Source organism: Anaerococcus sp. HMSC065G05, assembly GCF_001812365.1.
GTDB classification, from domain to species: domain Bacteria; phylum Bacillota; class Clostridia; order Tissierellales; family Peptoniphilaceae; genus Anaerococcus; species Anaerococcus vaginalis.
Genome location: NZ_KV808723.1, coordinates 26,539 through 48,561, shown reverse-complemented (window position 1 = coordinate 48,561; position 22,023 = coordinate 26,539). Strand labels below are relative to the sequence as shown.

Genomic DNA, 22,023 nt, shown 5'->3' with positions numbered 1-22,023 from the left:
AAAAATTGATTTGATTTCAAATTTAAAAATCCGTCAAAAATCGCACTCTAAATTTTAAAGCTATGATTATTTTTTTAATAAATTAAATTCAATTAAATTTAAATTCTTCGTTTTATTCGGAGGGATAAATATTAAAATCGTGCCACTGGCACAATTTCTTAATAAAGCACGCTCTTTGACCACGTTATACTTAATTCAATCTTTTAATAATCTAAAATTAGAGTTTTACTCTTCGTACTTACTCTGGTTAGTAGTAAATTTAATTTATCTATAAACTTGTAGTGAATTTCAACCTTTTGGTTTATTTGACCGTCTATTTCTTCATTGTCATAGACATATATTTTATCTTTATATTTCTTTTGACCCTTCTCTTATCTGTTCTAATTTTTTTATATAAAACTCCTTTCTTGTAATAAAAAAGAGATAACATTTATGCTATCCCTTTCAAAGTTTCATTGTTAAATTTATAAAATTCTCTTCAATAATATCTGATATTTCTTTTTGTATAGATTCTATCTTTATATCTATCCTTTTTATTGCATGATATAATTTTCTTTTATTCACTTTTTGCAATATTAGACGTCGGAAATTCGTTCGTAATATTAGGAAATTGATAGTCAAGATTTTCTGCCTGTTTCCGATTAACCTCATCAACACGCTTATCTTTTAATTCTTCCTTACTCTTATAAGACCTCATATATCGACCTTAAATTTAATAGTTACCTTCATTATTTTTCATTAAAGATAACTATTATTTAAATCTCAACTCTTATTTTCTAATCATTCCTATTGATTTTGTACTTGTGTATTTGCCAATAAATCACCCAAATGTCTTTTATCATTACGTATAAGACCCATTAATAATAGCAGCACAGCAAATCCGATACCTATAAAAAACAACACGATAGCCCATACATCAAAGCCAGTATAAATTCCATGAATCGTACTCATATGTCCTATTTGCCATGGTAAAAATTTGATTAAGTTTCTTATAAAGCTTGCTTTTAAAGATTTATGTTTATAGACGACTTTTAACCCCGCTTTGCGTTTACCAAGACTCCCATCTTTTGAATAATCCAAAAAAGAAAAAATCAAAATAATCGGAATAACTGATGTTAATAAAGCAATTAATTGTGACTGTAGTTCGTTCATTTTCGGAATCCCTTTAAAAAACAGATGATAAACTGCCATGCTTACTCCAAATAAAAATGCTAAATACAAAAGAATAAGTAGATAATCAAAAAACAATTCTTTCATTCGTTTTTTTAATGATATTGGATTATTATTCATAAGCATAATTTATTTATCCTCGCAGTGTCAAAAGCTTTCTTTATCTCATTTTTTAATTCTTTCTTGCTTTCATAATATCTCATATGCCGATCTCCGCGGGATGTTGGTAAAATTGTACCACTGGTACTATTTCTAGCCCAAGCATACGCTCTTTGATTGCGTTAAACTTAATTTTCTTAGTTTCCAAATTAAAACTATTTTTTAATTCTTCGATTTTACTCCGCGGGGCATTAGTAGAAATTGTGCCACTGGCACATTTTTTAGCCCAACATACGCTATTTGGTTGCGTTTTACTTGATTTGGTTTTTTATTATTTTAAAACTGATTTTTAATTCCTCGATTTTACTTCGCGGGATGTTGGTAGAAATTGTACCACTGGTACAATTTCTAGCCCAACATCACATCTAGAATCATCATTACTGAAAAGCCTACTGAAAACCAAATTACTCCTAAATTTGAGTGGTCTTCTCCTTCGCCTGTTGCTTCTGGTATTAATTCTTCTACTACTACATAAAACATTGCTCCGGCTGCAAAGCTTAAAAGATATGGCAAAATCGGAATCATTATTTGGGATAATAATATTGTAAGAACTGCTGCCACTGGCTCTACTGCTCCTGACAAAACTCCCATTATAAATGATTTAGTTTTTCCTATTCCTTGACTTTTTAATGGCATAGAAATTATTGCACCTTCTGGAAAATTTTGAATTGCTATTCCAAGTGAAAGCACCATTGCTCCTGCCATTGTTAAATCTGTATTTCCTGACAAAACTCCTGCAAATGTAACTCCTACTGCCATTCCTTCTGGAATATTGTGAATTACAACTGCAAGTACCATCATTGTTGTTTTTCTTAACGAATCATTTTTTGGTCCTTCTGCCACATCGCTATCAACGTGTTGATGGGGAACTACATTATCTAAAAACAATAAAAATATAATTCCAACGGCAAATCCTACCACAGCAGGAATCCACGCCATTTTTCCTAACTTTTGATCTACCATATCCATTGCTGGTATTAAAAGCGACCAAATACTTGCCGCAACCATTACACCTGCGGCAAATCCTGATAGGGATTTTTGAATTTTACTTGATAATTCGTTTTTCATTAAATAGACCATAGCCGATCCAAGGCTTGTGCCTATAAATGGAATTAGTAATCCTATTACTAAATCTTTGCTCATTTTTCTCTCTTTCTATTTTTTATAATTTCCAAATATCTTTTGCATATTCAAGAATTGTTCTGTCTGATGAAAAATATCCTGCGTTTGCAATATTTTTTAGGCTCTTTCTTGCCCATGTTAATCTATCTGAATATTCTTTATTTATTTTTTCGTGTGTTTTTTTGTAATCTTCAAAATCTTTTAAGACAAAATATGTGTCAGCTTTTTCTCCACCTTGTGGATTTATTAGACAATTGTAAATATCTAGGAACATATATGAGTCATTATCGTTTAACTCTCCTGATAAAAGTGTATCTACTGCATCTTTGATGTCTTCATTTTTGTGATAAAACTCTTTTGGATTATAGGAATCATAAATTTCATTTAATTCTTCAACTTTTGCTCCAAATAAATAATTATTTTCTACTCCTGCATTTTCAAAAATTTCTATATTTGCTCCATCATAAGTTCCAAGTGTCAAGGCTCCATTTAGCATAAATTTCATATTGCCTGTTCCTGAAGCTTCTTTTCCCGCTGTTGAAATTTGTTCTGAAATATCTGCTGCTGGGAAAAGTTTTTCGCCGTAACTTACCCTATAATTATTTACAAATACTACTTTTATTTTGTCGTTTACTTCTTCATCGTTATTTATAACTCTTGCAATTTCATTTGCAAGTTTTATTATCGCTTTTGCTCTAAAATATCCTGGTGCTGCTTTTCCTCCAAGAATAAATGTTGTTGGGTAGAAATCCATATCAGGATTTTTCTTTAATTTGTGATATAAATTTATAATGTGAAGAAGGTTTAAATGTTGTCTTTTGTATTCGTGAATTCTTTTTACTTGTATATCAAAAATTGAATTTGGATTTATACTTATTCCTTCATTTTCCAAAATATATTTTGCCAACTCTTTTTTATTTTCAAATTTAATTTGGTTTATTTCTTCTAGAGTTTTTTCGTCGTCTAGGTATTTTTCTAGGCCTTTTAATTTTGTAAGATCGTATTTCCAATCATCACTTCCTAATTTTTCTGTGATGAAATTTGATAATTTTATATTTGAATATACTAACCATCTTCTTGGTGTAATGCCATTTGTTTTATTATTGAATTTTTCTGGCATTAATTTATACCAATTTTTAAAGGTATCGTCTTTTAAAATTTGTGTGTGAAGTTTTGCAACTCCATTTACAGACTTACTCATTACTATTGCAAGATTTGCCATTCTCACTTGGTCAAATCTTATAATTCTATAAGGATCAATAGCTTCTTCTGAAAGTCCTTTTTCTTTAAATTCTTTTACTAAATTTTCATTTAATTTTTTAATTATATCAAAACATCTTGGGCATACTTCAAGCATTATATCTTTTGGCCAAGATTCTAGGGCCTCTTGCAAAACTGTATGGTTTGTAAATGCAAATGTATTTTTTGTTATTTCTACAGCCCTTTCAAATTCAATTCCATTTTCATCAACTAAAACTCTTATAAGCTCTGGTATAGCAATAATTGGATGGGTGTCATTTAATTGAATTATGTGATATTTTGAAAAATCTTCAAATTGTAAATCGTGGTCAAAATATCTTTTGTATTTTGAAACCATATCTTGAATTGATGCTGAGCAGAAGAAATATTGTTGTTTTAATCTTAAAACTCTTCCTTCTCTTTGCATGTCATTTGGATATAAAACTCTGGTTATATCTTCAGCCCTATTTTTTTCTTCAACTGCCTTATCATATTGAAAATTATTAAAATATGAAAAATCAAATTCTTCAAATGGTTCTGCTTGCCAAAGTCTTAATGTATTTACTTGTTCATTTTCAAAACCTAGCATTGGCATATCGTAAGGAACTGCTTTTACAGTTTGGTCTCTAAACTTTACAATTTTTGAATCAGATTCAACTCTTATTGACCAACCATCGCCATCTTTTATCCAATGATCGCCACCTTCTACTTGAAAGCCATTTTCTATTTTTTGTTTGAAAAGTCCTTCTCTGTATCTTACTCCGTATCCATACATATCAAGTTTTTGAGTTGCTGCTGAATCCATAAAACAAGCCGCAAGTCTACCAAGACCACCATTTCCAAGAGCAGCATCATCTTCAAAATTTTCTATTGATTCAAAATCAATGTCAATCTCACTTAAAATTTCTTTTACTTCATCATAAATTCCAAGATTAATTAAATTATTTCCAAGAGATCTTCCTACCAAAAATTCCGCAGAAAAATAATAGGCTTTTCTTGATCTTCTTGTCCTATTTTTGCAATTTCTCCATTCTTGATTGATAAGCTCCATTATTGTATCGCAAAGAGCAAAATATCTGTCCTTGTCTGAAGTTTCTGCAAAATTTTTTAGTGTAATTCTCTGTAAATTTTCGATATAACTTTCCATAAATTTATTTTTGTTCATTTTTCTCTCCTATATTTTAAATTTTTTATATATTATCTTTTTCAAAATAAATAAAACCAGTATATGTTCTATTTTGCCTCAAAAATTCTTTTAATGAAATCTTATAAACTTCTCCCCATGATGAGATTGTAAGTTTATAATCATCCTCAAATTTTTCTATTTCTGTAATTGTAACTCCATGATGTTTCATCACCCTAATCGACCTACTGACCCAATTAAAAAATATAACTGGCAGATCTTTTTCTATGGCTTGGAAAATAAAATTTGCAATCTCTTCCATTGATTTTCTTTTTATTGGATTATCTTCTAATATGTGTGATTTTAATTTCAAATGGTAGGATTTTCTAAATTTATTTAATTTGAAATCCAAAAGCCTTGCCGTTGGCACTCCATAAACTCTTGGTTTTATAATTTGAAAAAACCAATATTGGTAATCATTAAATTGATCTAGGCTAAATTTTTCATCTTTTCTGTAGAGATATAGGTAAGTGTTTGTAAATGCCGTAACTACACAAGACCTATCCCTATAAAATTTACTCACTCCTACTTCTTTTAAGTCATTTTGGTAGCCACCATAGTAAATTTTATTATTTTTAATTACTGGAACAAATTCGCCTTTTTTAGATCTTTTTAATTTCATCTATTTTTCTTCCTTTTTGTAGTGAACTTTTTCTGATAATTCTTTAATTTCATTTTCTGAAATTTCTTTTTTTGCCAAAGTCTTATCCATTTTTTCATTCATCAAAGTGTACAAAATTGATGCAATTGGAATTGATACAAGCATACCAACAATTCCAAACAAACTTCCACCAATAGCTATAGATACAATTACCCAAATTGATGGAAGACCTATAGTTTTTCCAGCAAGAGCCGGATAAATTATTGAGCCTTGAACTTGTTGGGCTATTAATAAAAATATTAAAAATACCAAAGACTTAAATGGTGATTCTATAAAAATTAAAATCATCATTATGACAGTTGCAATAAGTGGTCCAACATAAGGAATAAAATCTGCTATTGCAACCAATATTGCAGCCATAGCCGCAAAAGGAATTTTTAAAATTAACATACCAACAAAAACCAAAATTCCAAGTATCAAACTAGAAAGAGCTTTGGAATTAATATAAGATGCAAATGAAGAATAAGAAAGACTTGCCACCTTGTTAATTTCATCAGCAGTACTCCTTTTAAATAAGGAATAAATAATTCTATTAGCTAAAATTTTCAAATCTTTTTTATTAATCAATACAAATACCGAAAATATTGTAGCAGCAGCTATGGTTATAATAGTTGATGATACAGAATTTATAATTGAAGTTGTTTTATCAAAAATATTTCCCGCCTCTCCAACAAAATAATCCTTAACTTGAACTAAGACATTGTTCCAATCAACACTATTTATATATTTTTGAGCATCATCGGCAAAATTTTTTGTTAATTTATTTTTATTTAATAAATCTATCAAATCATCTAAAAATAACGGAAATCTTTCAATAAGAGCAGTTACCGCCTTAGATATTCTTGGAATTAATACATTCAAAAATATTACAATACCCAAAATAAATAAAATCCAAGAAGATATAAGTGAAAAAACTGGAACTAACTTTTTTGTCTTTTCTGTTTTAAAAATTTTAGAATACACTTTTCTTTCAAAGAAATTCATAGGCAAATTAATAATAAAAGCCAGCATAAATCCAATCAAAAAAGGTTGTATTACAGCAATAAATACCGTCAAGCCATTCTTAACATTTTCAATATACCAAAATGCAAAAAATACCAAAATAGATATAAGAATAACTTTTAGTAATTGTGAATTCTTTTCATCTAATTTTTTCATTAAAGTTTCCCTTCTCCCTATTAATCATTTACCTATATTCTACCATAGAAATTTTTCATCTTCCATTTTATAATAATGATATAATAAGCTTGAGGTGGATTATGAAAAAATGTTATATATTTGCCGGCGGAGATTTCGACGGATTTTTTGATAAAATAGGAAAAGATGATTACGTAATAGGAGCAGATAAAGGCTATACATATATAGAAAAAATCGGAATAAAAATAGATACAATAATCGGAGATTTCGATTCAGCACAACAACCAGATTTTGAAAATAAAATTACATTAAAACCCGAAAAAGACGAAACCGATTTGTACGCTGCGATAAATTTTGCAATAAAAAAAGGCTACAAAAAAATAATTGTCTATGGAGGACTTGGCGGAAGAATTTCCCACACTATTGCAAATATAAAAATAATGGAAGAATTTAAGAAAAAAGGAATTGATATAGAATTAAAAAATAAAAACCAAAAATTATTTGTAATAGATAAAAATTTTCAAGAAAAAAAGCAAATAGAAAACACCTATATTTCTCTTTTTGCCCTAACAGAAAAAATAGAAAATTTAAATTTAATAAATTTAAAATACGAGCTAAAAAATTTCACCTTAAAAAACGACATGCACCTAGGCGTATCAAATGAGCCAATAGGAAAAGAATTTAAAATAGAATTTGATAAGGGAATGATTCTTGTAATTTATGAAAACAAAAATGTATATAAATAAGGCAGAATTTCCTGCCTTATTTTTCAAAATATTTTTCTATATTTAATCTACCAACTACAACATCATAGCCGTAAACTAAAATTGGTCTTTTTAATAACATGCCATCTGATGCTAATAAATCTAATTTTTCATCTTCTGTCATATCTTTTAATTTGTCTTTTAAATTCAACTTCCTATAAATTTGTCCAGATGTATTAAAAAATTTCTTTATATCAAGACCACTTTTTTCATACAAGTCTTTTATTTGGTCTTTTTCCGGTTTTTCTTCTTTTACATCTTGAAATTTATAATCAATTTTCCTATCTTCCAAAAATTTCTCAGTTTTTTTGCAAGTTGAGCAAGATTTATATCCTATTAATAATGCTTTCATATTTTTCTCCTTAAATTAATCTTTAAAAAAGAGGTTGACCTTGCAACCCCTTTATTTTTTTATTTTCTATCGTCGTTATCTGATTTTTTAGATTTGTATTCTTCTCTTGTCATAACATCAACTACATCAACATTTACTGTTACAACATCAAGTCCTGTCATTTGCTTTACATTTTCTTTTACAACTTTTTTGATATTTTCAAAAATATGTGGAGCAGATTTTCCATATTCTAAGATTATTTGCATATTTACTTTTGCTTCTTTTTGTCCAACTTCAACATCTACTCCTGATGTATCTTGTTCACTTGATGATTGGAAAACTGATGAAACTGAATCAAAAAAACTTGCCTTCATATCCAAAATTCCATCAACTTTATTTACTGCAATTCTAGAAATTTTTGCTACAACCTTATCAGCAATTGTAAGTTTTGAAACTTCTTTTTCGATTTCTTGATCCTCTTCGATTCCTTTTTCGTAATCTTTGTCAAATGTTTTTTCTGTCATAATTTTCCCCTATCTTTTTTATTGAAATTTTTTTAATAAGCTAATTACAAATCCTATAACCTTAGGATCTTTGTCGAGCCATCCGCCCAAGCAATAACAAAATCCTAGCACAATCCAAATACCAACAGTTCTAAAAAATCCAAAATCAAATAGCGAACCTATTGTTGCAATTCCCAAAATCAAAGAAATAATTTTGTGTTTATTTTTTTCTTTAAATTCCTTGCATTCTTTTTCTTTTTTCTCTCTTATATCAAGTTTTCTCATTTCTACATCATAGGCGGTTACTTGTTTTTCTAAATCTAATTTTGTTTTTTCTTTTTCCATAATACCACCTACCTAAGTTCTCTTTCTTGACTTTTATGAGCTTTATTTAATTGAACATGGGCATTTGCATTTTCAAGTCCTGTAAGCATTCTAAGTCCCATTTCAACTTCAGCTTGAATTTTTCTACCTAAATCCTCAAAGTCCCTATCTCCAAAAACGTCACATTTAATTTTTGCTTCTACAGTTTCGCCTTTTATTATTTTAACTTTTGAATCTGTAAGTTCTGTTCCCATAAATTTATTTACTGCAGAATTTACTGCTGAATCCAAGGAATTTCTTGTAATAAAAATATCGCCTGTATTATCTTCTACTAGATATTCACGCTTATCATTTTGATTTGCTATAATATCTATCAAAAGAATAATTGCAAAAATCAAAATTGCTATAGCAACACCGAGAAGTACGTATCTGTAATTTTGTATTTCTAAATATGATAATAAATCATGCCTTACTCCATCGTCTGCGAGAGCAAGTGTTCCAAGTATGGCGGAAATTATTATCAAAGCTATGGTCATAAGTGACCACAAAAATTTTTTAAATCCTCCCATAAAGCCTCCTTACTTATAATTTACCCATGCTTTAGCTTTTGAAACAAAACTTTTTTAGTCATCTTCTAATTCCAAAGATAATTCTAACCACCTATCTTGGTATCTTTGCTTCTTTTCTTCAAGGTTTTTTATCTTAGCAAAAGTTTCTATGACTTTTTTTTCATCATCATAAAAACCTTCTTTGAGGCTTTCTTCTGTAAGTTTATGAATTTTTGCATCAATTGTATTGGATTCTTTTTCTAATTTTTCTATTTTTTCTTTTATTTTTTTTACTTCAAGCTTTTTAAGTTTTTTCTTTTTTTCTTCTTTTTTAATTTGGGTTTGTGTCATTAGTGGCTTTTTTTCATCTTCTAATGATTCTTCTTTTAATTTTTCTACATAATAATCGTAATTACCCAAATATTCTTTTATATAATCCTTGTGCATATCAAGAATTTTTACGGCAATTTTATTTAAAAAATACCTGTCGTGGCTTATTACAAGAACTGTTCCTTCATAAGCAATAAGCGCATCTTCAAGGGCTTCTTTTGAATCTATATCAAGATGGTTGGTTGGCTCATCCATCAAAATAAAATTACAATCTGAAAGCATAAGTTTTAAAAGAGAAATTCTTGCCCTTTGTCCTCCAGACAATTCATTTATTGGTTTATCAACTTCATCTTGATAAAACATTATTTTTGCAAGATAAGATCTGATTTCATAATTTGTAAGATCGGGATAGGCTTCTCTTATTTCTTCAAACAAAGTGTTTTCTGTATTTAAGGATTTTTGTTCTTGGTCAAAATATCCAACTTTTACGCTAGAGCCTAATTTTATTTCTCCATCGTCTTTTCTTTCTTGGTTTAAAATAATTTTAAAAAGAGTAGTTTTGCCTACACCATTTTCTCCAATTATTGCCACCCTATCGTTTCTATAAATATTAAAAGAAATATCTTCAAAAATATCCTTATCGTAGGATTTTTTTAATTTATCTACACTTAATACATCGACTCCCGAAATTATTCTTGGAGTAAATCTTATATTTATGGATTCATTTAAGTTATCAGGCTTTTCTACCCTTTCCATTTTATCCAAAAGTTTTTGTCTTGATCTTGATTGAGAAATTCCTCTTTTTCTTTTTGAACCGCCAAGATTTTTTAACCTATCAATTATTTCTTCTTGCCTTTTGATTTCTTTTTGCTGAGTTTTATAAAGATGGTTTTGGACTTTCAAATCTTTTTTTCTTTGATCCATAAATGATGTATAATCTCCATCATAAATTTTTAGTCCACCATTTTCCATCAAAAATATTTTTGAAACTGTTGCATCCAAAAAATATCTATCGTGGCTTATAACTATAACTGATCCCTTAAAATTTTTTACAAAATTTTCCAAAAAATTAATCGCCTTTATGTCAAGGTGATTAGTCGGTTCGTCTAATAAAATTAGGTCAGGTTTTTCCAATAAAAGACAGGCAAGTTCAACCCTTGCCTTTTGTCCTCCTGATAAAAGCGAAATTTCTTTTGAAAAATCTTCTTCGCTAAAGCCCATTCCTATAAGTACGCCTCTTATTTCCGACTTATAGGAATAGCCATTTTGTTTTTCAAATTCTTCGCTTTTTTTTGCATATTCAATCATTATTTCATTGAGCTTATCTGGATTTTTTTCCTCGCTCATTTTTATTTCAAGATCTCTAATATTTTCTTCTAGTTTTATAAGATCTTTAAAAACTTCCAAGCAATAATCATATATACTTTTATCTGACATAAGTCCTAATTGTTGTTTCAAATAACCAAGGCTTACATCATTTGGTATATGAATTTTTCCAAAATCTTTGGAAATTTCTCCTGTCAATATATTAAATAGTGTAGACTTTCCAGAACCATTATTTCCTATTAAACCAATTTTATCTCCCTTATTTATCGTAAATGATACGTTTGAAAATACGTCTTGGGTTGGATAGGATTTTTCTAAATTTGATACTGACGCTACAATCATAATTTTTTAGAAAATGAAATCTTCTGGTGTGTTGATAAAATATGTTAGGGTAAATAATGATTCATCTAAATGAACATTTTCTATTACCACATTGTTTTTTGTTTTCAAATCAACTGGTGCGAAGTTCCAAATTCCTTTTATTCCTCCTTCACAAAGAATATCACAAACTTCTTGGGCGCCATCTTTTGGCGTTGTGATAATTCCTATATCTATTTCATTTTTTTCTAAATATTCTTTTAAATCATCTGTTGACAAAACTTTTAAATTTTCTGTTGAAACTTCTTCATTGTTTTTGTCAAATACTGCTTTTACATTGTAGTCTAAAGTCTTAAAACCTGAGTATTGGAAAAGAGCATGGCCAATATTTCCAAAACCGATTATTATCATAGAATATTCTTTGTTTACTCCAATAATTTTTGCAAGCTCTTGCATTAATTCTTTTACATTATAACCATAACCTTGTTGACCAAAGCAGCCATAATGATTTAAGTCTTGTCTAATTTGGCTTGCTGTTAAGCCTGTAATTTGTGAAAGTTCTTTAGATGAAACTCTTACAATACCTTTTTCATTAATTGCTTCTAAATACCTATAATATTTTGGTAACCTTTTTATTACTGATAAAGAAACGTTTGACCCTTTTTTCATAACAACCTCCGTTAATCATTATTTTTTATTTCTTTAGACCTTAATCTGTTTAAAAGTATTACATTCAAAAGATGAACTATATAAATAATTATTAGTCCACTATAAAACAACTCTTGCCAATAACTTGATATTCTTTCATCTACTGCTATGTATTTTGGTAATAATGGTGTATAGTTACTTACCACAAGTAGGGCGTGGTAGCTTAGGATTGCAAAAACTATAATGCTTATTATTGCTACAAAAATTGAATAGCCTCTTGTTTCTTTTTCCATTAATATATAAAGAGGATAAATAAGCATTATAACCCAAGAAATAATGAAGGAGATACTCCAAACATTATTTACTACTTGTGGGTTAATTTTTGTAAGAATTAGGATTAAATTTGATACTAAAACCACTAATACTGATAAAAGCAGAGTACTTGAAAGAAATCTTTCAAATCTCTTTTTCATCTTTAGCTCCTTACTTACTATATTTTTTTGATTTATATCTTAAATTATTATCTAAGATTTTTTTTCTAATTCTTAAATTGTGTGGAGTGATTTCGATTAATTCATCTTCTTCCACAAATTCCATCATCTCTTCAACGCTCATAATTTTTGCTGGAGATAAAACAAGGGCTTCATCAGCTGCTGATGCTCTGACGTTGGTTTGTTTTTTCTTTTTGCACACATTTACGTCTATGTCAATTCCTTTTGCATTTGAACCTATAACTTCTCCCTCATAAACTTCATCTTGAGGCTTTACAAAAAGTTGTCCTCTTGATTGGGCTGCGTGAAGTCCATAAGTAGTTGCTACTCCTGTTTCAAAAGAAATAAGTGAACCTGCTTGTCTTTTTGCAATATCTCCCTTATATCTTTCATAAGAATCAAATTCTGTATTTAAAATTCCAGTTCCTTTTGTATCTGTTAAAAATTCTTGCCTATAACCTATAAGTCCTCTTGCAGGAATTTTAAATACCATTCTTGTGTATCCTGATGAATTTGGAGCCATATCCATTAGCTCTCCTTTACGAAGACCTAATTTTTCTATTATTGAACCTGTATATTCTTGATCAACATCAATTGTTGCAAGCTCCATTGGCTCAAGTATTTTTCCATTTTCATCTTTTTTAAACATAACTTCAGGTTTTGAAACTTGGAATTCATATCCTTCTCTTCTTAAATTTTCTATCAAAACTGAAAGATGAAGTTCCCCTCTTCCAGAAACCTTAAATGCTTCTGTTGAATCTGTTGTTTCAACTCTAAGTGATACGTCCGTTTCTTTTTCTTTAAATAATCTATCTCTTAAATGTCTGCTTGTTACATAATCTCCATCACGTCCTGCAAATGGTGAATTATTTACAGAAAATGTCATTGAAAGTGTTGGCTCAGAAATTTTTGTAAATTCTATTGGCTCCATATCACTTTCTGTACAAATTGTATCTCCTATATTTATATCTTCCATTCCCGATAAGGCAACAATTGAACCGAAATCTGCTTTTTCAACTTCACTTCTTTGTAGTCCTTCAAATTCATAAATTGTAACAATTTTTGATTTTACTTTTCTATCCTTGTCATTGTAATTTACAATTATGCAAGAATCATTTTTATTTATTTGTCCACTTTCAACTTTTCCAATTGCAATTCTTCCAAGATAATTGTCATAGTCTGTTGTTGAAACCAAAACTTTAAATGGAGCATTTTCTTTAGCTTCAAAAGCTGGTGTGTAATCAATTATTGTATCCAAAAGATCTGTCATATCATTTTTTACTTCACCAAATTCTAAACTTGCCCAACCTTCTTTGGCTGATGCAAAAACAAATGGAGAATCAAGATATGATTCATCAGCTTCAAGGGAAATAAATAAATCCAAAACTTCATCCATTACTTCTTCAACTCTTTGGTCAGGTCTATCAACTTTATTTATACAAATAATTGCTGGAAGATTTAATTCGATTGCCTTTCTCAAAACAAATTTTGTTTGAGGCATTGGACCTTCACGACTATCTACAACCAAAACTACAGCTTCAGCCATATTTAAAACTCTCTCAACCTCTCCACCAAAATCGGCGTGGCCTGGAGTGTCGATTATATTTATTTTTATTCCCTTATAATTGATCGCAGTATTTTTTGAAAGAATTGTAATTCCTCTTTCTCTTTCAATAGAATTTGAATCCATAACTCTTTCATCAACTTGTTGATTTTCTCTAAAAATTCCGCTGGTTTTTAAAAGACCATCAACAAGAGTTGTCTTACCATGATCAACATGGGCGATTATCGCCACATTTCTTATATCTTCACGTTTCATTAAATCACTTCTTTCTTAACTAATATAAACTATTTATTCATCAATTTATTATATCATATGTGATAAGATTATCAATAAATAACAAAAAAAATACTTGATAAAAAAAACTTACCAAGTATTATATATATAATTTTCTCTTGGAATCTCTTTTTACAAAAGCGATTATAATATTATCTTTAATAATAAGCTCATCAGCTAAACTATAAACAAGTTTAATTCCCCTGCCGTGATCGTGGAGTCCATCATTTTCAAAAAGATAATCTATTCCTTCTCCCTCATCTTTTACTTTTATCAAACAGCAAGTATCATCCATAATAAAAGTTGTGTCAATAATTTTATCATACTCACACCTATTTCCATGCTCGTAGGAATTTATTATAAGTTCATCCAAAATCAATCTTATTTTAAAAATTAAATTTTCATCTATATTTTTATTTTTTAAATTTAAAACAAGCCCATCCCTAAATTTTTTTATCATTTTTAGGTCAGTAGGCATTATGTTTCTAATAAGTTCCATCTTACCCCTCATCTCTTATTAATAAATTTATACCCAAATAAAAATTTTTTGTTAATTTTTGTCCAAAAAGTTAAAATTATTGCTTTTTTTGTTTTTGTAGTATAATGTATGTATAACAAATGAAAGGAGAATATTATGAAATACGTATGTACAGCTTGTGGATATATCTATGATCCTGCTAATGGAGATCCAGATAACGGAATCGATGCAGGAACAGAATTCAAAGACCTTCCAGAAGATTGGGTATGCCCAGTTTGCGGAGTTGGCAAGGATATGTTCGAAGAACAAGAATAAGATTTTTTAAAAGGGAGGCTCTAGCCTCTCTTTTTTATAAATTCGTATTCATAATTTTTTTATGAAATATTTTTTAAAAAAACATAGCAAAGAAATTAAAATCTTTATAAGTCTTGGACTTTCTATTTTATTTTTGACCTTTCTTTATAGATTGTACAAATTAGGAATACTCACAAATTCAGATAAATTATACGATTATATTGGAGCTTTTACTTATCTTGCCCCTTTAATATTTATAATTCTAAAAGTTTTGATTGGATTTGTTCCTTTTATTCCAACGACGATTTTTATAGTAATAGGCTTTGCCTTGTTCGGTCAAAAATTTGGTCTATTTTTAAATTACATAACAGGTCTTATGACCGCTGTTTTAAATTACACTTTGACTAGAATTTATGGTAAAAGATTTTTAAATTTATTTTTGCCGAAAAAAAGCCTTAAAAAATATGAAAGCGCAACAAGGCAAAGTACAAAAAGATTTAAAAAAGTTTTATTTCTAACAAGTGCCATGCCCTTTGCTCCTGACAACGCCTTATCAATGGTTGCAGGATTTAAAAAATTAAAATTTGAAGATTATTTAAAAATAATGTTTGTGGCTAAATTTATAGAAATTGTGATTATAGCTTATTTAATGTATCATTTAAAATTATTTTTAGCATAAAAAAACTCCTAATTTTTTAAAATTAGGAGTTTTTTATATATTCATTGCTTTTTTCCAAAAATATAAATATAGCGATGTAAATACGCCTAGATTATTTTCTTCTAACCAAGGTTTTCTTTTTCCACAAAAATGCAAAAAGCAAGTATTTGAAATTATGTAGGACAAATTATATTTTTTATCCTTCAATTTGTAAGCCAAATATCTTCTTGCATCATAATTATATTTTATTTCGTCAATTTTTATTATTTTATTTCTAAAAACCACATTCAAAAGATCCTGATCTGGCATTATAAGTCCCAAAGATTTGGTATTTTTTACATAATTTAAAACTTCTTTTTCATAGCTTTGACTATTTCTTGCAAGTTTCAAATTTATCATCAAAATTCCCGAATTAAAATAGTTGTCTATATCTTTTAGTCCAGATGAAATAGATAGCCTTGCTACATTTGCAGATTGAACCGTTGGAATAGTATGAGTTGCTGCTGCAAAATAATTATCTTTTAAATCCATCTTGTAAAGTTTTTCGCAAGAATTTAAAACTAAAACATCTGGATCTAGGTATAAAATTCTATCTAAATTTTCTGGCAAATATTTATAAGCCAAAATCCTATAATACATTTCTTCTGTATAATAAAAAGTTGTTTTTGCATTTGAAAAAAGATTTTTAACTTTTATCGGATTTAATTTTGCCCTTTTTGAGCTTGCTTTTATTACAAATTTTTCAATTTCTTCTATTTTTTCATCTCTTATATCTTTGTGAATCAAATAAATTTCAAAATTTGTATCATTACTTTCAAATAATGAAAATAGCATAGTTTTTAGAGGATTTAAATAATTTTCATCACATGAAACCAATATATTCATAGTTTCCCCTTTCTATTGAAGGTCTGTCGTATAAAAACCCTCGCCTATTATTGATGATGTATCTAGAACTGTTATAAAACAGCGTGGATCAATTTCTTTTATATATTTTCTAAACAAAACAGCCTCGTAATCATTTGTTACACACAAAAATATTGATTGATCTTTTTTATAATAAAGTCCTGTTCCATCCAAAACTGTAGCCGACCTATTTAATTTATCTCTAATAAATACACTTATTTCTTCTTGCTTGGATGTAATAATCAAAAATAGTTTTGCTGTATTAAATGATGATATAAATTGATTTACTACAACGCCTTTCATCAAAAGACCTAGACAAGATAAAAGTCCAATTTCTATTCCAAATATTTTGATTGATAAAATTGTAAGAATTGAATCTCCCATCAAAAGTGATTTTCCAATATTTAAATTTGTGTATTTATTTATAATCATAGCGATTATATCTGTCCCGCCACTTGATGCTGATAAATTAAATAAAATTGATGAGCCAAGGGCTGGTATTAAAACTGCACAAAATAATTCTAATAATTTATTATCAGTAAATGGCGTTGTGTGAGGTAGGACTTTACTTAGAGCAAGGGCCGTTAAGGAATTTAATATGGATACATAGCCAGTTTTCAAAACAAATTTCCTACCCAAAATAAAATACGCCAAAACTAACAAAGTCACATTTAAAATCAAAGTTATAAAGGCAGGAGATAAGGGAAGACTATTTGAAAGCAGTATGGATGCCCCCTCTACCCCTCCTATTACAAAATGATTTGGATATTTAAAAAAATGTGTTCCATTTGCCATAAGTATGGCAGCAAAGCTCATTAGTAAAAATTTCTTTTTTTCACTCAAGGGCTTGTGGGCAAATTTATCTTTTTTTCTATCTTTTCTAAGTATTTTTATTGCAGCATTTCTGTCAAGAATATGTTTAATTTTTTCCTTGTCGGAATAATTATTAGGATCTATATTTTCATTCATTTTTTCTTATTTTTTAATCCTCCAACTTTATAAAAAAAAAAGCCTAACGGCTTTTTTTTAGTCATTCGAATAATTATCAAAATATCCTTGTATAAGAACAACAGGAGTTCCCTTATCGCCTGAACCTGATGTCAAATCGCAAAGTGAGCCTAAAAGATCTGTGATTTGTCTAGGAGTTGTTCCTAAGGTTTCATTTGTTCCTTTCAAATCAGCTGCTTTTTGTGAAATTCTTTCTCTCATTTTTGCAGTTCTTTCATCTATTGATAAGTCTTTTAATTCTGTATCAGCTATATATTTTATTTTCAATTCATTTGGTGTTCCAGAAAGTCCTTTTGTATAAGCTGGAGATACAACAGGATCTGCAAGCTCCCAAATTTTTCCAACTGGATCTTTGAAAGCTCCATCGCCGTAGATCATTACTTCAACTTGTTTGTTATATTTTTCAATAAATTTTTCTTGAAGTTCATCTACAAATGTTTGGCCATCTCTTGGGAATAATTTTACAACATCTTCTGTTGAAAGATTTGAACCAAGTAAACCGTAATCTTCATTGTAGCCTGAGCCATCTACTGATTTTGTCATTATTTCATCTAGACCATAAATTTCTTCAGCTCCAGATTTTTCTAGAAGTTTTTTAGTTAAATCTCTTGTGTGGATTTGGCAAACTAGAACACTTTTTGTAAATTTAAGTACATCTTTTGGATTGTTGAAGAAATGTACTTCGCTGTTTTTTGCCATTTCTTTGTAAAGAGAAATATAATCAACTCCAGTAAATTGATGTTTATAATCTCCTGCAAGTTTTCTAAATTCTTCTTCTGATAAAATATCTGAATAAGGATTTACATCACTTTCAAATAAATCCATTCTGTCCATAATGTAGTTTCCTACCTCATCTTGTGGATAAGATAAGCAAATGTGAAGTTTTTTTCCACTCAAAGCAAAAGCTTTTAGCATTATTGAAAATCTATTTCTGCTTAAAATTGGAAACAATATTGCTATTTCGTCAGATTTAAATTTATCATTTATATCTTTAGCAATTTGTTCACAACTTGCGTAGTTTCCTTGAGCTCTTGCTACAAGGGATTCTGTAATGCAAACTACATCCTTATCATTTATTTCGATATTTTTTGATTCAACAGCCTTGTTTACGCTATCAAATACAATATCTACTAAGTTATCTCCTGTCTCAATAATAGGTGTCCTAACACCCATTGATACTGTTCCTATTAATCTATCCATACATGCTCCTTCCTCACGTATTATACATTAATTTTTTTAAAAAATAAAGTTAAAATTTTATTTTTTTTTACGATTTTACTTTTTGTTTGGTCTTGCATTTTGGGCATTTTACGATTATTTTTCCTTTGCCTTTAGGAATACGTAATTCTTGTCCGCATGATTTACATTTAATATACTTATATTTTTTATCTCCAAATATTTTCCTTTTTATTTTTCTATATTTTTTTTGGATAGGATTTAAAAATTTTAATTTAAAAATATAATTTTCGCTGTTTCTTTTTATTTCGTTTGTTGATATAGTCCTAAATATGGCATAAAAGACTATCACAAGTGGCATTGCTTGTAAAAAATTAATTTTTAAAAAATAATTTATAAGCATTAAGCCAATTGCAAACCACACAAGTCCTATAGATAGTTCGTCAATTCCATGTCTTTTTTTCAAAATTAAACACCTTCTACTAATTCTTTCATTATTTTTGATATATCTCCTTTTAAAAGATAGTCTGCTTTATTATCTTTTGGGGTAGGATCTTGATTAATTACTACAAGTTTGTTTCCCCTATAAAAATCTATTAATCCTGCCGCAGGATAAACAACTAAACTTGTTCCCCCGACAATTAACACATCTGCTTCGCTAATTAATTTTACCGCATAGCTAATGTTATCATTGTTCAAACTTTCTCCATATAAAACTATGTCAGGTCTAACAACTGAGCCACACTCATCACACTTAACTACATTTTTAAATTTTTTAACATAAGCTAGGTCAAAATTTTTGCCACAAGATGTACAATAATAATCTCTCAAATTCCCGTGAAGCTCAATTACATTTTTACTTTTTGCTTCTTGGTGGAGAGAATCTATATTTTGGGTTATTATTCCTTTTAATTTTCCTTCTTTTTCGAGTTTTGTTAAAGCAAGGTGACAATCATTTGGTTTTATTCCTTCAATCATCAAATTTTCTTTTGCATATTCCATAAATTTATCAGGATGATTTACAAAAAATTCATGGCTTAGCATATATTCAGGCGAATATGATGAATTATTTTCTCTATTATAAAGTCCAGTTGCAGATCTAAAATCTGGAACGCCAGATGCTGTTGATACTCCTGCTCCTCCAAAAAATACAATATTATTTGATTCTTTTATGATTTTTTTAACTTCATTAATTTTATTATCCATAATATCTCCTTACAATGACTATACCCTACTTAGATTTTTTAAATTTATTATCAATGCTTGCTCCAAAAAATGCGCCTATTACTGCACAAACTACTGCAACCATTTCTTTGTTTGGAAAATTGTAGGCATTATTTAAAATTATTGAAATAATTACTCCTCCTACAATTCCTATATACATATTTTTATTCATAAAGTCCTCACGATAAGTCTAAATCTTTTTTTAATATTTTTGCATTTATCCAAAATAATCCTAGAAATATCAAAATATAATAAATAAATCCTGTCAAATTTATATATGATTCTCCCTTGTATTTTATATAAGAATAAACAAAAGCCATATAATTATAATTTTTTAAAATTATCTTATTGTGTAAAAGCAAAAAATTTTTATTTATGAAAAACGCAAGAGCAAATATGGCTATTGTCATTATAAAAATTAAAAATACTGAAATTTTTCTTTTAAACAAATACCTATCCATTTGCATATATAAAAATACTAAAAGAGCACTTATATTTATCAAAATCATTATAAAGACCAAAGATAAAAGTATTTTTGTATTTAAATATGTTCCTACTATATAAAACAAAAATACTGACAAAAACACCAAAAGCCAATAGAAAATATTTATTACTATTAATTTTGCCAAAATAAATTCTCTTGCGCTTATTGGCAAGGAAAATGTAAGTATTGACCTATTTGTGTAAAGATCTTTGTAAAAACTATTTATAATAAAATAAGAAATTGTTAGGATAAAAACTACAACCACAATTATTTCTATTGAATTTATGGCTGAATTTATTTCTAGCGTTCTTGAAAATGCTCCAATTGTTTTGATTGACATCATTGAGATTAAAAGAATTACAAAACTTGCAATTGTTGATATGAAAAATTTCATATTCGATTTTGCATCATATTTTAAATATTTTCTCATAATAATCTCCTAAAAATCAATCTTCTCTTCTATCAAAAATACATTATAAAAAAATGTAACTGCTATTATCAAAATAGAAAATGTCAACATCCAAATATTTATTCCCAAAACTTTTCCGTCAACTCCATTGTAAAGCATGGAAATATCTACTCCATTTATATTTATTATCCTTTGGATGGCAAAGTCTTTAAATCTTAAAATCACAGGACTTATTGTGTAAATATTTCTTAAAAGCCAAACTATTATTGTAAATAAAACAATGGACAAAACCACTGATACAAATGAATAATATCTTCTAAAAATTTGTACTTTTGAAAGGGTTATTCCAAAAACCAAAAGAAGATAGGCAATTGAATAATAGATTTCTAAAACAAAAACATATACCATAAGAACCTTTATGGATATATTTATTAAATCATCATAAATCCCCAAAAATTTTGAGCTTATAATTAAAGAGCCTACAAAAACTACAAGGCTTAAAAAGCCTATCACAAGACTTGCCAAAAATTTTGCAAAAATAATCTTAGCTACAGAAATATTTATGGTAAAAGTTATATAAGATGACTTGTCAAAAATATCTCTTTTGTATCTAATGGTAAAAAATATCAAACAAACTGACAAAATTATAAGGGCAAGAGCTATAAGGAGAATAAAAAATGAAGTGTTTTTATTTTCCAACTCAAAGCTATTTAATTTATAAAATATTCCAACAAGACCTTGAGAAAGTATGGCAAATAATGCCATCAAAAGAAAAAATCCCCTTGACCTTTTTAATTCATATTTCAAAAATCTAATCATATTACAAAAATTTCCTTATACAAATCTACCATTTGCTTTTTATATTTATCTCTCAAATCTTCGGCGTCTTCTTCCAAAAGAATTTGTCCTCTTTGGATAAAGGCGGCCCTATCAAAAAGATTTTCCAAATCTCCAATTTGATGGGTTGTAATAATAATTGTCCTACCAATATCTACAGTTTTTATAATTGCAGATAAAATCATATCCTTTGCAATAGGATCAACTCCTTCAATTGGCTCATCCAAAATATATAATTTTGTATCACGAGAAAGAGTCAACGCCAAAAGAAGTCTTTCCTTCATTCCCTTTGACAATTTATCAGAATAACCTTCCTTTGGAATTTTCATAAATTCAAAAAGTTCCTTGCAAACTCTCATATTAAAATCATCATAAAAATCCCTGTAAAGATTTACCGTATCCTCAATTGTCAAATTATCATAAAGATGGTAGGCATCAGGCAAATAAGAGATGATTTTTTT

27 protein-coding genes are annotated in these 22,023 nt (G+C 28.5%); 3 read left to right on the top strand and 24 right to left on the bottom strand.

The window, feature by feature from the left end:
* Nucleotides 1–203: 203 nt before the first annotated feature.
* The 6 genes from HMPREF2852_RS09745 to HMPREF2852_RS07555 form a co-directional block, all read right to left on the bottom strand.
* Complete coding sequence (locus HMPREF2852_RS09745; RefSeq protein ID WP_261668267.1) at nt 204–341, bottom strand: hypothetical protein; 138 nt, start codon at nt 339–341, stop codon at nt 204–206.
* Between the two features lie 445 nt (nt 342–786).
* A complete protein-coding gene (locus tag HMPREF2852_RS07575) occupies nt 787–1,290 on the bottom strand; it encodes an RDD family protein (protein WP_257244386.1) in 504 nt (167 codons plus the stop codon).
* A 387-nt stretch (nt 1,291–1,677) separates the two neighbouring features.
* Nucleotides 1,678–2,472, bottom strand: coding sequence for a ZIP family metal transporter (locus tag HMPREF2852_RS07570; RefSeq protein WP_070607316.1), 795 nt, complete (start codon nt 2,470–2,472; stop codon nt 1,678–1,680).
* Nucleotides 2,473–2,491: 19 nt separating this feature from the next.
* The gene (locus HMPREF2852_RS07565; protein ID WP_070607311.1) at nt 2,492–4,855 is read right to left on the bottom strand and encodes a glycogen/starch/alpha-glucan phosphorylase; all 2,364 of its coding nucleotides are present in this window, start codon (nt 4,853–4,855) and stop codon (nt 2,492–2,494) included.
* 25 nt (nt 4,856–4,880) lie between these two features.
* A complete protein-coding gene (locus HMPREF2852_RS07560) occupies nt 4,881–5,495 on the bottom strand; it encodes a hypothetical protein (RefSeq protein WP_070607307.1) in 615 nt (204 codons plus the stop codon).
* Entirely contained in the window at nt 5,496–6,692 is a 1,197-nt protein-coding gene (locus tag HMPREF2852_RS07555; RefSeq protein ID WP_004838057.1) for an AI-2E family transporter, read from the bottom strand. It lies immediately after the preceding gene.
* A 101-nt stretch (nt 6,693–6,793) separates the two neighbouring features.
* Between HMPREF2852_RS07555 and HMPREF2852_RS07550 the strand changes: the two genes are divergently transcribed.
* Nucleotides 6,794–7,417 carry a thiamine diphosphokinase gene (locus tag HMPREF2852_RS07550; protein ID WP_070607304.1) on the top strand — a complete coding sequence of 208 codons (624 nt, stop codon included), beginning with the start codon at nt 6,794–6,796 and terminating at the stop codon, nt 7,415–7,417.
* Between the two features lie 16 nt (nt 7,418–7,433).
* Here HMPREF2852_RS07550 and HMPREF2852_RS07545 read toward each other — a convergent pair whose 3' ends face one another.
* The 9 genes from HMPREF2852_RS07545 to HMPREF2852_RS07505 form a co-directional block, all read right to left on the bottom strand.
* Nucleotides 7,434–7,787, bottom strand: a complete 354-nt coding sequence (locus HMPREF2852_RS07545; protein ID WP_070607301.1) for a Spx/MgsR family RNA polymerase-binding regulatory protein — start codon at nt 7,785–7,787, stop codon at nt 7,434–7,436.
* Nucleotides 7,788–7,846: 59 nt separating this feature from the next.
* Nucleotides 7,847–8,290 carry an Asp23/Gls24 family envelope stress response protein gene (locus HMPREF2852_RS07540; RefSeq protein ID WP_004838054.1) on the bottom strand — a complete coding sequence of 148 codons (444 nt, stop codon included), beginning with the start codon at nt 8,288–8,290 and terminating at the stop codon, nt 7,847–7,849.
* An 18-nt stretch (nt 8,291–8,308) separates the two neighbouring features.
* A complete protein-coding gene (locus HMPREF2852_RS07535) occupies nt 8,309–8,614 on the bottom strand; it encodes a hypothetical protein (protein ID WP_019118236.1) in 306 nt (101 codons plus the stop codon).
* An 8-nt stretch (nt 8,615–8,622) separates the two neighbouring features.
* The gene (gene amaP / locus HMPREF2852_RS07530; RefSeq protein WP_019118237.1) at nt 8,623–9,162 is read right to left on the bottom strand and encodes an alkaline shock response membrane anchor protein AmaP; all 540 of its coding nucleotides are present in this window, start codon (nt 9,160–9,162) and stop codon (nt 8,623–8,625) included.
* Between the two features lie 54 nt (nt 9,163–9,216).
* Entirely contained in the window at nt 9,217–11,139 is a 1,923-nt protein-coding gene (gene abc-f, locus HMPREF2852_RS07525) for a ribosomal protection-like ABC-F family protein (RefSeq protein ID WP_070607297.1), read from the bottom strand.
* Nucleotides 11,140–11,145: 6 nt separating this feature from the next.
* On the bottom strand, nt 11,146–11,784 hold the full coding sequence (locus HMPREF2852_RS07520; RefSeq protein WP_019118238.1) for a redox-sensing transcriptional repressor Rex: 639 nt from the start codon (nt 11,782–11,784) through the stop codon (nt 11,146–11,148).
* An 11-nt stretch (nt 11,785–11,795) separates the two neighbouring features.
* Nucleotides 11,796–12,236, bottom strand: a complete 441-nt coding sequence (locus HMPREF2852_RS07515; protein ID WP_004838049.1) for a hypothetical protein — start codon at nt 12,234–12,236, stop codon at nt 11,796–11,798.
* Between the two features lie 10 nt (nt 12,237–12,246).
* Nucleotides 12,247–14,073, bottom strand: a complete 1,827-nt coding sequence (typA, locus tag HMPREF2852_RS07510; RefSeq protein WP_070607293.1) for a translational GTPase TypA — start codon at nt 14,071–14,073, stop codon at nt 12,247–12,249.
* Between the two features lie 118 nt (nt 14,074–14,191).
* On the bottom strand, nt 14,192–14,590 hold the full coding sequence (locus HMPREF2852_RS07505) for an ATP-binding protein (protein ID WP_070607291.1): 399 nt from the start codon (nt 14,588–14,590) through the stop codon (nt 14,192–14,194).
* Between the two features lie 135 nt (nt 14,591–14,725).
* Here HMPREF2852_RS07505 and rd point away from each other — a divergent pair, with 135 nt between their 5' ends.
* The gene (gene rd / locus HMPREF2852_RS07500; RefSeq protein WP_004814307.1) at nt 14,726–14,884 is read left to right on the top strand and encodes a rubredoxin; all 159 of its coding nucleotides are present in this window, start codon (nt 14,726–14,728) and stop codon (nt 14,882–14,884) included.
* A gap of 61 nt (nt 14,885–14,945) precedes the next feature.
* Nucleotides 14,946–15,542 carry a TVP38/TMEM64 family protein gene (locus tag HMPREF2852_RS07495; RefSeq protein ID WP_019118241.1) on the top strand — a complete coding sequence of 199 codons (597 nt, stop codon included), beginning with the start codon at nt 14,946–14,948 and terminating at the stop codon, nt 15,540–15,542.
* A gap of 33 nt (nt 15,543–15,575) precedes the next feature.
* On the opposite strand, the gene HMPREF2852_RS07490 is transcribed toward HMPREF2852_RS07495, so the two are convergent.
* From HMPREF2852_RS07490 to HMPREF2852_RS07455, 9 genes are all read right to left on the bottom strand, one after another.
* On the bottom strand, nt 15,576–16,406 hold the full coding sequence (locus HMPREF2852_RS07490) for a glycosyltransferase family 8 protein (protein ID WP_070607288.1): 831 nt from the start codon (nt 16,404–16,406) through the stop codon (nt 15,576–15,578).
* 12 nt (nt 16,407–16,418) lie between these two features.
* Nucleotides 16,419–17,393, bottom strand: coding sequence for a YitT family protein (locus tag HMPREF2852_RS07485; RefSeq protein ID WP_070607286.1), 975 nt, complete (start codon nt 17,391–17,393; stop codon nt 16,419–16,421).
* Nucleotides 17,394–17,450: 57 nt separating this feature from the next.
* Entirely contained in the window at nt 17,451–18,632 is a 1,182-nt protein-coding gene (locus HMPREF2852_RS07480) for a coenzyme F420-0:L-glutamate ligase (RefSeq protein ID WP_070607282.1), read from the bottom strand.
* A gap of 67 nt (nt 18,633–18,699) precedes the next feature.
* On the bottom strand, nt 18,700–19,074 hold the full coding sequence (locus HMPREF2852_RS07475) for a hypothetical protein (RefSeq protein WP_070607280.1): 375 nt from the start codon (nt 19,072–19,074) through the stop codon (nt 18,700–18,702).
* 2 nt (nt 19,075–19,076) lie between these two features.
* Nucleotides 19,077–19,814, bottom strand: coding sequence for an NAD-dependent protein deacylase (locus HMPREF2852_RS07470; protein WP_070607276.1), 738 nt, complete (start codon nt 19,812–19,814; stop codon nt 19,077–19,079).
* Nucleotides 19,815–19,839: 25 nt separating this feature from the next.
* Nucleotides 19,840–20,004 carry a hypothetical protein gene (locus HMPREF2852_RS09845; RefSeq protein ID WP_004838039.1) on the bottom strand — a complete coding sequence of 55 codons (165 nt, stop codon included), beginning with the start codon at nt 20,002–20,004 and terminating at the stop codon, nt 19,840–19,842.
* 7 nt (nt 20,005–20,011) lie between these two features.
* Complete coding sequence (locus HMPREF2852_RS07465) at nt 20,012–20,746, bottom strand: ABC transporter permease (RefSeq protein ID WP_070607273.1); 735 nt, start codon at nt 20,744–20,746, stop codon at nt 20,012–20,014.
* 9 nt (nt 20,747–20,755) lie between these two features.
* Nucleotides 20,756–21,544: an ABC transporter permease gene (locus tag HMPREF2852_RS07460; protein WP_070607270.1), complete on the bottom strand. Its 789-nt coding sequence runs from the start codon at nt 21,542–21,544 to the stop codon at nt 20,756–20,758.
* The coding region (locus HMPREF2852_RS07455; RefSeq protein WP_070607267.1) for an ATP-binding cassette domain-containing protein at nt 21,541–22,023 on the bottom strand (483 nt) is incomplete at its 5' end. The genes HMPREF2852_RS07455 and HMPREF2852_RS07460, both read right to left, overlap by 4 nt.